This is a genomic window from Nocardia sp. NPDC059691, assembly GCF_042733915.1.
Classification (GTDB): Bacteria; Actinomycetota; Actinomycetes; order Mycobacteriales; family Mycobacteriaceae; genus Nocardia; species Nocardia sichangensis.
Genome location: NZ_JBHWFB010000015.1, coordinates 36,506 through 49,224 on the forward strand (window position 1 = coordinate 36,506; position 12,719 = coordinate 49,224).

Annotated in this window: 7 protein-coding genes; 5 read left to right on the forward strand and 2 right to left on the reverse strand. The window is 68.2% G+C overall.

The annotated features are described in order from the left end of the window. Positions 1 to 144: 144 nt before the first annotated feature. Positions 145 to 5,085 (forward strand): NAD-glutamate dehydrogenase, encoded by a 4,941-nt coding sequence (locus tag ACFV2O_RS29075; protein ID WP_379254753.1) that lies wholly within the window; start codon positions 145 to 147, stop codon positions 5,083 to 5,085. A 35-nt stretch (positions 5,086 to 5,120) separates the two neighbouring features. Here ACFV2O_RS29075 and ACFV2O_RS29080 read toward each other — a convergent pair whose 3' ends face one another. Further along, positions 5,121 to 6,185 (reverse strand): SPFH domain-containing protein, encoded by a 1,065-nt coding sequence (locus ACFV2O_RS29080; RefSeq protein WP_379254591.1) that lies wholly within the window; start codon positions 6,183 to 6,185, stop codon positions 5,121 to 5,123. A 212-nt stretch (positions 6,186 to 6,397) separates the two neighbouring features. Here ACFV2O_RS29080 and ACFV2O_RS29085 point away from each other — a divergent pair, with 212 nt between their 5' ends. Next, the gene (locus ACFV2O_RS29085; RefSeq protein WP_355072213.1) at positions 6,398 to 7,930 is read left to right on the forward strand and encodes an amino acid permease; all 1,533 of its coding nucleotides are present in this window, start codon (positions 6,398 to 6,400) and stop codon (positions 7,928 to 7,930) included. Between the two features lie 258 nt (positions 7,931 to 8,188). Further along, entirely contained in the window at positions 8,189 to 10,492 is a 2,304-nt protein-coding gene (locus ACFV2O_RS29090; RefSeq protein ID WP_379254592.1) for a tetratricopeptide repeat protein, read from the forward strand. 6 nt (positions 10,493 to 10,498) lie between these two features. Here ACFV2O_RS29090 and ACFV2O_RS29095 read toward each other — a convergent pair whose 3' ends face one another. Next, the gene (locus ACFV2O_RS29095; RefSeq protein WP_379254593.1) at positions 10,499 to 10,855 is read right to left on the reverse strand and encodes a DUF1707 domain-containing protein; all 357 of its coding nucleotides are present in this window, start codon (positions 10,853 to 10,855) and stop codon (positions 10,499 to 10,501) included. A 204-nt stretch (positions 10,856 to 11,059) separates the two neighbouring features. Between ACFV2O_RS29095 and ACFV2O_RS29100 the strand changes: the two genes are divergently transcribed. Further along, on the forward strand, positions 11,060 to 11,794 hold the full coding sequence (locus ACFV2O_RS29100; protein ID WP_355072219.1) for a MerR family transcriptional regulator: 735 nt from the start codon (positions 11,060 to 11,062) through the stop codon (positions 11,792 to 11,794). A 241-nt stretch (positions 11,795 to 12,035) separates the two neighbouring features. Further along, positions 12,036 to 12,611, forward strand: a complete 576-nt coding sequence (locus ACFV2O_RS29105; protein WP_355072221.1) for a dihydrofolate reductase family protein — start codon at positions 12,036 to 12,038, stop codon at positions 12,609 to 12,611. The last annotated feature ends 108 nt before the right edge of the window (positions 12,612 to 12,719 follow it).

Here is a 12,719-nt window from a genome sequence, read left to right on the forward strand (position 1 = left end):
CGGAAAGTACCTGATCCCGGACGCCGCAACCCATGTCGGCGAGAGAAAATTATTGTTACACTGTTGATTGTGCCGTTATCCAGCGGTACGTTATGTGAAGTACGAAACACGTACGAGCGCAGTTCTCGGGAAGGCAACGGATCGATGGTGGCAACCACCCAGCAGACGATTTCACCGAAGCGGTTCCGCGATGATCCGACCGACCTGGAAGCGGCGTACTTCCGGTGGATCCAGCCGGGGTCCTCGACCTCGGCGATCACGGATCGGGCCGAGCGGATCTTCCGTCAGCATCTGGAACTGGCGGCCACGCGCGCGCCCGGTTCGGCGACCACCCACGTCTACCGGCCGGACGACAGCGCCGGGGTCGGCGCCGCGATCCAGATCGTCAACGACGACATGCCGCTGCTGGTCGACTCGGTGACCGCCGCGCTGCGCCGCCTGGGCGCCACGGTCACCGAGGTCGTGCATCCGGTATTCGACGTGTCGCGCGACGCCGACGGCCGGGTGCTGTCCATCGCGCCCCGCGACGGCGTGGCCGAACCGGCGGGCGAGGCCGACGGGCGGACGCTGCGCGAGTCGTGGATCCACGTGCAGCTGGGCGCGGGCCTTTCCGACGAACTGGTGGACCGGATCGAGCAAGCCCTGCCGCCACTGCTGGCCGACCTGCGCCGCGTTGCCGACGACACGCCGACCATGGTCGAGGTGCTCAATACCGTTGCCGATCAGCTCGATCAGGCGGCGCAGTGGGCGGGCGACGCGGAGATCCCGCAGACCGCAGGCCTGTTGCGCTGGCTCTCGGATGGCCACTTCACCCCGCTCGGCTACGGCTACTACCACTTCCGCCGCTCCGCGCCGAGCGCGAACGCCGACTTCGAACCGTGGCAGCTGCCCGGCACCGGGCTCGGCATCCTCGGCAACGGCGCCACCGCGGACATCAGCGTGCCCGTCGTCGGCGCGAAGCGCACGGTCCTGCGGATGGCCAACGGCTCGGTGGACTCGCTGCTGCCCGGTTCCAGGGACCTGTACTTCATCAGCGTGGCCGACTACGGCTCCAGCGACCCGAGCGGCCGCGCGGCTTGGGGCGACACCGTCAAGATGGTCAAGGGCGAACATGTCTTCGTCGGCACCTTCACCGTCGCGGGTCTGCACGAGAACATCCTCGACATCCCCGTCATCTCCCGGCGCGTGCTGCAGGTCATCGAATGGGCGGGCTTCGGTCTCGACTCGTTCTCCGGGCAGGCCATGCTCGAGATGATGCAGTCGTTCCCGCGGGTGGAGCTGTTCTCCACCGACGCGCGCAGGCTGTTCGAAACCGTCTCCGCGGTCATGAATCTCGGTCTGCGGCGGCAGGTACGGTTGTTCATCCGGCGCGATTCGCGCAGCGACACCATCTACTGCCTGGTCTACATGCCGCGCGACCGCTACTCCACCGAGGTTCGCGTGCGCATGGGCGAGATCCTGCGCGAGCAGTTCGACGCCGAACAGATCGCGTACTCGGCGCGGGCCACCGAATCGGAGCTGGCCGTCGTCTACTTCACGGTGCACCGCAAGCCGGGCGCCGACGCCGCCGACATCTCCGAGGAGAATCGCGAGCGGATCCAGGAGCTGCTGCTGGCGACGACGTGGACCTGGGGTGACCGGCTGGTCGCCGAGGCCGCGGGCGCGTCCGACGTGTCGCAGGCGCTGGCCACCGACTACGCGGCGGCCTTCCCTACCGGCTACCAGCAGGAGCACGAGCCCGCGCACGCGCTCACCGATCTGCGCCGCCTCGAGCGGCTGTCCGACGGGGAGATCGATACCGACCTCTACCGCCAAGGCGACTCCGCCGCGCCGGAATGGCGTTTCACGCTCTACGTCGCTGGCGAAGGCGTCTCGTTGAGCCGGGTGCTGCCGGTGCTGCACAGCCTCGGCGTGGAGGTGGTCGACGAGCGGCCCTACCGCGTCGTGCTGTCGGACCGGCCGGACCGCTGGATCTACGACTTCGGGCTGCGGGTGAGCGCGGCGCCGCTGCGGGAAGCGCTCGCCGCCGAGCCGCCCGCGCAGCTGGCGCATTCCGTCGATGCCGCCTCGCTGCCGGAAACCAGTGCGCGGCGGCGTTTTCCGGACGCCGTGACCGCGATGTGGTTCGGTCGCGCCGAAGTCGACGGCCTCAACGAACTGGTCCTGCGCGCCGGCTTGCACTGGCGTGAGGTGGCCTTGCTGCGGGCCTACGCGAAGTACCTGCAGCAAGCCGGATTCGCCTACACCTTCGGCAACATCACCCGCGTGCTGCTGACCCATCCGGCGACGGCGCGGTCGTGCATCGACCTGTTCGCCGCGTACTTCGACCCGGACGGCGTCGGGACGGAGGCGGACGACCGCGCCGCGGAGATCGCCGCGCGGGTGCAGGCCGAGATCGACGCGGTGGTCAGTCTGGACACCGACCGCATCCTGCGCGCCCTCTTCGGCCTGATCGAGGCGACCCTGCGCACCAACTACTACCGGCGTGACGAGGCCGGAGCCGCGCTGGACTACCTGTCGGTCAAGCTGAATCCGCACGCGATCGCCGAATTGCCCAAGCCGAAGCCGCAGTTCGAGATCTTCGTGTACTCGCCGCGGGTGGAAGGCGTGCACCTGCGCTTCGGCTCGGTCGCGCGTGGCGGTTTGCGGTGGTCGGATCGTTTGGAGGACTTCCGCACCGAAATCTTGGGCCTGGTCAAGGCGCAGGCGGTGAAGAACGCGGTCATCGTGCCCGTCGGCGCGAAGGGCGGTTTCGTGGTCAAGCAACCGCCCGCGGCCACCGGCGATCCCGCTGCCGACCGGCAGGCGTTCGGAGCGGAGGGTGTCGCCTGCTATCGCACGTTCATCTCGGGTCTGCTGGACATCACCGACAACGTGGACCGCGCGACGGGCGAAGTCCTTCCGCCTGCACAAGTGGTACGGCGTGACGGTGACGACACCTACCTGGTCGTTGCGGCCGACAAGGGCACCGCGACGTTCTCCGATATCGCCAACGACGTGGCCCAGAGCTACGGTTTCTGGCTCGGTGACGCGTTCGCTTCCGGTGGTTCGGCCGGTTATGACCACAAGGCGATGGGCATCACCGCCAAGGGTGCGTGGGAAAGCGTCAAGCGGCATTTCCGTGAGATGGAGATCGATACCCAGACCCAGGATTTCACGGTGGTCGGTGTCGGTGACATGAGTGGTGACGTGTTCGGCAATGGCATGTTGTTGTCCGAGCACATTCGTCTGGTGGCCGCTTTCGACCACCGCCACATCTTCCTCGACCCGATTCCCGACGCGGCGCGGTCGTACCGGGAACGGCAGCGGATGTTCGCGTTGCCCAGGTCGTCGTGGGCGGACTACGACACGTCACTGATCAGCCCCGGCGGCGGCGTCTACGACCGCTCCGCCAAGGCGATCCCGGTCACGCCCGAGGTGCGCGCGGCACTCGACCTGCCCGCGAGCGTGACCACCCTGTCGCCGCCGGAGATGATCAAGGCCATTCTCCTGGCTCCGGTCGACCTGCTCTGGAACGGCGGTATCGGCACCTACGTCAAGGCGAGCACCGAGACCAACGCCGAGGTGGGCGACAAGTCCAACGACGCGGTCCGGGTGAATGCCGACCAGCTCCGGGTCAAAGTGATCGGCGAGGGCGGCAACCTGGGCGCGACGGCGCTGGGCCGGATCGAGTTCTCGCGCAACGGCGGACGGATGAACACCGACGCGCTGGACAACTCGGCGGGCGTAGACTGCTCCGACCACGAGGTCAACATCAAGATCCTGCTCGACGCCGTGGTCTCCAGCGGTGAACTCGCCGTCGACGAGCGCAACCCGTTGCTGGCCTCGATGACCGACGAGGTCTCCGAACTCGTGCTGCGCGACAACATCTCGCAGAACTTCCGGCTCGGGATGTCGCGGGCCGACGCGGCGGGCATGTCCGGGGTGCACGGCAGGCTGATCAACGACCTGGAGCAGCGCCGCGGTCTGGACCGCGAACTCGAGGCACTGCCGACCGAGGCGGAACTGGCCCGCCGCGCCGCCGAGGGGTTCGGGCTCAGCTCGCCCGAGCTGGCGAATCTGATGGCGCACGTCAAACTCTCGCTCAAGGCCGACTTGCTGGCCGGCGATCTGCTCGACAGCGCGGCGTTCGCGTCGGTGCTGCCCGCCTACTTCCCCGCGCCTCTGCGGGAGCGGTTCGCCACGGCGATCGGCAGGCACCCGCTGCGGCGCGAGATCGTGGCCACCGTCGTGATCAACGAGATGGTGGACTACGGCGGCATCACCTACGCCTTCCGGCTCGCGGAAGAGGCCGGGGCGACCACCGACGACGCGGTGCGCGCGTACAAGGCGGCGGTGGAGATCTTCGATCTGCACGCGCTGTGGGAGCGGATCAGGCAGACACCGATGTCCACGGCGGCGCGCAACGAGCTGGAGCTGGAGACCAAGCGCACGCTGGATCGGGCCGCGCGCTGGCTGCTGTCCAACCGGCCGCAGCCGATCGCGATCGGCGCGGACATCGCCAGGTACCGCGACGGCGTGCGCGCCCTCTCCGGCCAGGTGCCCGGGTGGCTGACCGGCTACCTCAGCGACGACCTCGCCGAGCGTTCGCGGCGGTCGATCACCCGCGGCGCGCCGCGGGAACTGGCCGAGGAAGCGTTCGGCTTGATCCACCGCTTCCCGCTGCTGGACGTGATCGACCTGGCCGATATCGCCGATCGCGATCCCGCCGAGGTCGCGGCGCTGTACTACGCGCTCAACGAGCACTTCCAGATCGAACGGCTGGTGACCGCGGTGGGCGAGCTGGAGCGTGGCGGGCGCTGGCGGGCGCTGGCCCGGCTGGCGGTCCGCGAGGATCTCTACGATTCGCTGCGGTCGCTGACCCGCGACGTACTGACCGCGACCGAACCGCAGGACAGCACCGCGGAGAAGATCGCGTACTGGGAATCGACCAACCGGTCTCGGCTGGCCCGTGCCGGCGCGGCGCTGGCGCAGATCTTCGCGTCCGAGACGCACGATCTCGCGGCGCTCTCGGTGGCGGCGCGGCAGGTGCGCGGCATGGTGAGCGGCGGTGAGTCCACCGTCGCACCGACGGTCGCGGGCTGATCTTCCACCCGATGCCCGGAGGCAGGCGCTCGGCGTCAGCCTCCGGGCATCGGCGTTCCGCAGTTGCCGCAGAACTTGGCGCCGGGCGTCGCTTCCGAACCGCAGTTCGGGCAGTGCCGCGGTTGCGGGGCGAGACGCGCCCCGCAGTTCATGCAGAACTTCGCGTCCGCGGGATTCGCGGACTGGCAAGCGGCGCACGATGTCTGGGCCGTCTCGGGCGCGGCGGCGGGCAATTGCGGCGCGGGGGAGGGGCTGCCGACGTGATGGCCGATCGCGTTCAAACTCAGCGCCGCGCCGAGGAATCCGCCTTCGACGCCGTGGTGGTGCCCGCGCGCGAAGCCTTGGCTCGCGCCGAGTGCGAGCTCGCCCGCGGCATAGCGCTGGAAATCGCCGGTGAGGTTGATGTACTTGACGTCTTTGGCCAGCCGCTTCAGCCGGTCGGCGTCCTCCGGCGCGAGGCTGATGTCGAAGTTACCCATCCGCGGGATGCGCAGCCCGTATTCGTAGAGCGCGGTGTTGGTCTGGCGCAACACGGCCTGCTCGATGGGTTGCAGCTGTGCCGAGAGGCCCAGCACCGGCCAGTCGCCGCCTGCGACCCCTCTGGTCACCGCCATCTTCATGGATTTGAGCAGCAGGTCGGCGCACCAGTTCTGCACTCGTTCCTGGTCGGTGAGATCGGCCGTGCCCGCGAGCGCGGTGAGCAGTTCGGCCGGATCGCGGACGCTCAGTGCGAATTCGCCGAAGACGCGCAGCGTCACCACCTGCTCGCTGACCGGGTCGAGGATGTCGTCCAGTCGGCCGCCGAAGCGAATCCCCGGAAACTCGCGCGTGGAGACGAAATACAGTTCGGCGCGATAGTAGTTGCCGCCGGTGAGGGTGTCGACGAGCGCGCCGAGCACCGGTAGCTCGTCGGCGTCGATGCGGTGGCGTCCCGGGCCCATCGCGCCGACCACGCGCCCGGACTTCAGGAAGAGGGCGATCTGGTCGGCGTTGACCATCGCGCGGCTGTACCGGCGGATGTTGACGTCCGGCCACTTGTAGACCAGTTGGTTCTTGCGGTCCTCGGGGACCGCGATGAATTCCCGCTCGAACCAGGCCATCTGCGCTCCCTCATCCGATTTGTCTCATCTAGCGTACCGATACGCGGTGGCACGATCAACGAATGTCACGGCGATCGTCGCTGCTCGGACGCCGTTTTTTCAAAGTCTTTGATGTCCAGCGTGTTACAAGTCGCGACTCGCTATTGAACGTGCCGCTACATAACGGTACATTGAGCGAAGTTATGATCGCCGTCACGTGAAAGGCCACCGCCATGACCACAGTTCGACCACCCGCGGATGCGCCCGCGCAGGCTGCCGCGCTCGAAGACGAGGACTCGGGCTATCACAAGTCGCTGCGCCCGCGTCAGCTGCAGATGATCGCGATCGGTGGGGCGATCGGCACCGGCCTGTTCCTCGGCGCGGGTGGCCGGCTGGCCAGCGCGGGCCCCGGCCTGTTCCTCGTGTACGCCATCTGTGGCGTGTTCGTGTTCTTCATCCTGCGGGCGCTCGGTGAGCTGGTGCTGCATCGCCCCTCCTCGGGATCGTTCGTCTCCTACGCCCGCGAGTTCTACGGCGAGAAACTGGCGTTCGCGGTCGGGTGGATGTACTTCTTCCACTGGTGCATGACCGGGATCGTAGACATCACCGCGATCGCGACGTATGTCCATTACTGGGGAGCGTTCGAGGCGATACCGCAGTGGACGATCGCCCTGGTCTCGCTCGCGATCGTGGTCAGCATCAATCTCGTCTCGGTGAAGTGGTTCGGCGAGCTCGAGTTCTGGGCCGCGCTGATCAAGGTGGTCGCGCTGGTGACCTTCCTGATCGTCGGCACGGTGTTCCTCGCGGGCCGCTTCAAGATCGACGGCCAGACCACCGGTCCGAGCGTGATCGCCGACCACGGCGGGCTGTTCCCGACCGGGCTCCTCCCGCTGGTCCTGGTCACCACCGGTGTCGTATTCGCCTACGCCGCAGTGGAACTGGTCGGCACCGCGGCCGGTGAGGCGGAGAACCCGGAGAAGATCATGCCGCGCGCGATCAACTCGGTGATCGCCCGGATCGCGCTGTTCTACGTGGGTTCGCTGGTCCTGCTCGCGCTGCTGCTGCCCTACACCGCGTTCAAGAACGGCGAGAGCCCCTTCGTCACCTTCTTCTCGCGGCTCGGCGTGGAGGGCGCGGGCTCCGTGATGAACCTGGTCGTGCTGACCGCGGCGTTCTCCAGCCTGAACGCCGGTCTCTACTCGACCGGCCGCATCCTGCGCTCGATGTCGATGAACGGCAGCGCGCCCACCATCGCGGCGCGGATGTCCAGCGGCGGCGTGCCCTACGTCGGCATCCTCGCCACCGGCGCGGTCGCGCTCATCGGCGTCGGCCTGAACGCGGTGGTGCCGGATCAGGCCTTCGAGATCGTGCTGAACATGTCGGCGCTGGGCACCATCTTCGCGTGGACCGCCATCGTGGTCTGCCAGCTGCAGCTGTGGCGCTGGTCGCGCACCGGCCGCGCGCAGCGTCCGTCGTTCCGGCTGATCGGCGCGCCGTACACGAGCTTCGCGACGCTGGTATTCCTCGCCGTCGTGGTCGGGCTGATGGCCTTCAGCGACGACCACGTGCAGCGCGGTGCGGTGATCGCGATGGTCGTCATCATGGCCCCCGCGCTGGTGGGCGGCTGGTTCCTCGCCCGAAAGCGGGTGCTGCAGATCGCGGAGATCCGCCAGGGCATCACCGGTCAGTTCCCGGTCCTGGCCGAGCGCCCGCGCCGCGAATCGGGCGATCCGGTGGTGATCCTCGACAAGCCCGACGAAGAGTAAGGCAGTATCCGCCCCGGGCCGTTCGTCCGGGGCGGATCTATTCCCAATGTCGGGAACAAAACCAGCGCGCATCGACAGGCGACGGACCAGAATGAAACCGCGATCACACGGCGGGTCTGAGAGGTTCGTATGCCGGAGCACCCCAGCGCATCCGACCGTCCACTTGCGCACCCTTGGGCGAATCGGCGCATGCGCGGTACCGACGTGCCCCGGCGAACTGCTCACCCCTGGGCAACTCGGCACCTGCTCAAGACCGAAGTGCCTCCTCTACCACCCAATCCGTGGTCGACTCCACGGTATGTCGAGAAACCACGTGCCGTGGCAGTCGACTCGGTTCCGAGCGCCGTCGAACCGGCCGACCGAGACGGCGACGAGCACACCATCGGGACCGCCGAGTTGTTGCTCGGCGCACTCGAGTCCGACCCCGGTTCCGGGCGCAGCGCGCGCTCGCGGCCGAGCGGGCGCAGACTGGGCGGCGGCCTGGTGTCCATGCCCAAGGTGAGCCCGCTCGACCCGCGCACCGCGGTGATGCAGAACCCGGAAGTACCCGAGCACAAACGGTTTTGCTGGAAATGTCAGCAGCCGGTCGGCCGTACCACCGAAGCGCGGCCCGGCGCCGTCGAGGGCGAATGCGGAAGATGCGCTTCGCCGTTCAACTTCCGGCCCCTGCTCCAGCCGGGGGAGATGGTCGCCGACCAGTACGAGGTGCAGGGCTGCCTGGCCCACGGCGGGCTCGGATGGATCTACCTGGCGATCGATCGCAATGTGAGCGACCGCTGGGTGGTGTTGAAAGGGTTGCAGAACCCGCTCGACTTCGAGGCGCACGTGGTGGCCCTCGCCGAACGCCAATTCCTTTCCGAGGTTGCCTATCCCGGCATCGTCAAGATCCACAACTTCGTCAAGCATCGTTCCGGGCGCGACGTGGCCGACGGCTACATCGTCATGGAGTACGTCGGCGGACGCTCGCTGAAGAAGATGCTGGATCTTCGTGCGCCGGAACGTATTCCGGCGTCCGAGGCGATCGCCTTCATGATGGAGATCCTGCCCGCGCTGGACTATCTGCACTCGTTCGGCCTGGCCTACAACGATCTCAAGCCCGACAACATCATGGTCAGCGAGGACGAGGTCAAGCTGATCGACCTCGGCGCGGTGGCCGCGATGGAGTCCTACGGCAGCATCTACGGCACCCCGGGCTATCAGGCGCCCGAGATCACCGAGACCGGCCCGACGGTCGCCTCGGACATCTACACCGTGGGGCGGACGCTGGCCGCGCTGGTGCTGGACATGCCCAAGAACGCCGACGGACACCAACTGCCCGGCGTCCCTTCGCCGGACGATCAGCCACTGCTGCGGGAATATCCGGCGTTGCGCAGGCTGCTGTGCCGGGCGACCGATCCGGATCCGCGGCGCCGCTTCCCGACCGCCTACGCGATGTACGGCCAGCTCGCCGGCGTGCTGCGGATGGTGCTGGCCTACGACACCGGCAAGGAACATCCGCAGGCGTCGCTGGAATTCGGCGCGATGCGCGGCGATTTCGGGATCGAGACGTTGATCGGCCAGACCGACGGCATGACCGACGGGCGGCATCGCCTGCCCGCGCTGGACGCGCCGAGCGTCGTCGCCGCCCTGCCGGTGCCGCTGATCGACAGCGAGGATCCCAGCGCCGATCTGCTGTCCACGCTGCTGCACGGCGATCCGAGGCACGCCCTGGACGCGTTGCGCCGCACCGCCGACCGGATCGTCTCCGGGACCATCCCGGAGCCGGAGACGTTCGAACTGGAGGGCACGCTCACCGCGGTGCGCGCGCACCTGGACCTGGGCGAGGTGGTGCCCGCCTGCGACCGGCTCGCCGATCTGCGGCCCGACTACGGCACCGACTGGCGCATCGAGTGGTACTCGGCCGTCGCCGCCCTGCTGGACGGGCAGTACGAGCGCGCCTACGAGTACTTCGACCTGGTGCACGGCATGCTGCCCGGTGAGATCGCCCCCGCGCTGGCGCTGGCGGCCACCGCCGAGCTCACCCTCCAGCATCTCGGGGATGCCGCGGGCGACCACTGGCATCGGCTCGCCGAGGAGTACTACCGCACGGTCTGGCGGACCAATCACGGCGTGGTGAGCGCGGCGTTCGGCCTGGCCCGCAGGCTCGCCGCCGACGGCGGCCTGCTGGAAGCCGTCGAGGTGCTCGATCAGGTGCCGGAGGCGTCGCGGTATCAGAACGTGGCGCGCATGACCGGGTGTCTGCTGCTGGTCTCGCAACCGATCCCGGAGACCACCGAGGCCGACCTGCTGGAGGCGGCCGCGCGGCTGGACGCCGCGCCGGACGAACCGCGGGCACTGCAACTGCAGGTGATCGTGGTGGGCGCGGCGCTGGAGTGGGTGCGCGCGGGCGGTCAGGCCGCCACTGCGGAGGCCACCCTGCTCGGTTTCCCGTTCACCCCGCTGGGTCTGCAACGCGGGCTCGAGTCGAGCCTCCGGGCGCTGGCCCGGATCGCCCCGCACCGGCTGCACCGTTACCGCCTGGTCGACCTGGCCAACTACGTGCGGCCGAAGTCGAGGTGGTGAGCGGTCTCAGGTGGTGCGCGCGGTGAGCATGAAAAGCGCTGGCGCGGCCAATATCATCAGCAGCCACAGCCAGTTGCCCGTGGTCACCGCGAGCACCACCGAGAAGACCACGGCCGCGCCGGCCAGCACCACCAGGCGCGGCAGCGGGTTGACCGGGGTGACCTCGGCCGGGGGCGGTGTGCTGCCCGGCAGGTCGGCGAACAGTTCAGCCAGTTGACTCTTGCTGGTCGCGGCCGCGACGGCCGCGCTGAGTTCGTCGAACTCGGCCAGGCTCAACCGTCCGGTGCCCAGGTGGTGGGTCAGCTCGCGCATCGCACGCTCGCGGTCGGCGAGACTGGCCGGAGGACCCGCGGATTCACCCATGCCGGAAGGATAGGCGCGGCGGCGGAACCGGGCGTCGGATGGATTTCCAGAGGCGGGAAGGACGGCTGGTGGGCGCGCCCTCGGGAGGCCGCGTCGCCGCACTCCAGTGATGTTTGCTGAAATGTCGCTAGAGACCGGTCGGTCGTCCCGGCAATGGCCGCGCACCGGCGGTCGTCACGTGTTGCGATGTGGTTTCCTTGAGGTATGACTGCGGGTGTGGAATACACGATCGACGAGCTGGCGCGGGAGGCCGGTACGACCGTGCGCAGCCTGCGCGTTTACCACGAACGCGGTGTGCTGCCGCCCCCGCAGGTCAAGGGGCGTACCGGGTTCTACGGTGCCGACCACCTCAATCGGGTGCGCACCATCAGCAGGTTGCTCGATCGTGGGATCAAGCTCAACGGCATCAAGGAATTGCTCAACGCCTGGGACCGTGGCGACGACCTGGGGGACATTCTCGGTGTCGGCGAGCCCGGCGCGACCGAGCCGCTCGTCGTGGACGCCGGGGAAACGATCGCGGCGACCGAACTGGCGGAGCGCTATCGCGACGTGCCCAACGGTCTGGCCCGGGTCGTCGCCGCGGGTCTGTACGAGCCCGTCGACGCCGCGACCTACCGGATCGCGGACCGCCGTCTGACCCAGAGCCTCGACCAGATGGCGGCCGCGGGCATCCCGGCCGACGAGGTCCTCGGCGAGTTGGAGAAGCTGCGCGCCGATGCGGAGCGGATCGCCCGCCGCTACGTGGACCTGTTCCGGCGCACGGCGTGGGCGTCGTTCCAGGACTCCGAACGCGGTCCGGCGCAGGTCGCCGAGCTCGCCCAGCGCCTGGCGGCGACCAGGCCGGTCCCGGCGGAGACCACCGCCGAACTCGTGAACCGGCTCGTCGCAAGGTATCTCGACCAGGACGCCGAGCTGGCCGAGGCGCTGCCGGAAGCCTGATCCGACTGCCTGGCGTCGCCGACCGAAGAATTTCTGTTTCAGATTCCCATCATTGGCGATACGTGGCGGTAACGTGCCGTTGATCAACGGTATATTGGCACCATCCGGCGCGCGATCGCGGCGCCCAGTCGCCTGACATCCCCTACTTAGGTATGTCTGCGGGCAACCTACCGATGCGCCGAAGTGTCGCTCCCCCCGACAATCTGAATGTCGCACAAGGGCAGCAGATGGGTGTGGGCACATGGGAAGCGTGACACTGTGGATGCAGATGTCGCTCGACGGCTTCGCGGAAGGGCCGGATCAGGAGGTCCACTGGCCGGTGGTGGACGAGGAACTGTGCGAGTCGTTCCTGGACGAATTGCGCTCGGCCGACTTGTTCCTCTACGGCCGCAAGACCTACGAGATCATGGCGTCGTTCTGGCCGACCGCCGACGTGGATCCGGCGATCTCGGAGTTCTACGTGGACTTCGCGCGGTGCTGGAAAGAGACGCCGAAACTGGTCTTCTCGCGCACCATGGCCTGCGCGGGGTGGAACACCCGCGTGGTCAGGGAGGACCTCGTCGAGGAGGTCACGGCGTTGCGCGCGCAGCCGGGATGCGACATGGTCCTGTTCGGCGGCGCGGAGACGGCGTCGGCGTTCATGAAGCACGACCTGATCGACGAGTACCGGTTGTTCGTGCATCCCATCCTGCTCGGTGGCGGGATTCCGCTGTTCCCGACGCCCGCGGTGGTGTCGGGCTTGCAACTGGTGGACGTGATGACCTTCGACAGCGCGGTGGTCCAGATGCACTACCAGCAGATGGCCTCCGCCAGGTAGGAACCGGCGCGGGAAGCGCGTACCGGACCGGCGACCGCGCGAGCGGACGGCTTCACCGTCGACGTAACCTCTGATTGTCGAGCGCTTTGCCGCGTCGTCGGCTAACTT

What these genes read in the sequence shown, in the direction of transcription:
- ACFV2O_RS29105 (WP_355072221.1), top strand. Translation starts at nt 12,036, where the DNA reads ATGGGAAGCGTGACACTGTGGATGCAGATGTCGCTCGACGGCTTCGCG.
- ACFV2O_RS29095 (WP_379254593.1), bottom strand. Translation starts at nt 10,855, where the DNA reads ATGGGTGAATCCGCGGGTCCTCCGGCCAGTCTCGCCGACCGCGAGCGT.
- ACFV2O_RS29100 (WP_355072219.1), top strand. Translation starts at nt 11,060, where the DNA reads ATGACTGCGGGTGTGGAATACACGATCGACGAGCTGGCGCGGGAGGCC.
- ACFV2O_RS29085 (WP_355072213.1), top strand. Translation starts at nt 6,398, where the DNA reads ATGACCACAGTTCGACCACCCGCGGATGCGCCCGCGCAGGCTGCCGCG.
- ACFV2O_RS29080 (WP_379254591.1), bottom strand. Translation starts at nt 6,185, where the DNA reads ATGGCCTGGTTCGAGCGGGAATTCATCGCGGTCCCCGAGGACCGCAAG.
- ACFV2O_RS29075 (WP_379254753.1), top strand. Translation starts at nt 145, where the DNA reads ATGGTGGCAACCACCCAGCAGACGATTTCACCGAAGCGGTTCCGCGAT.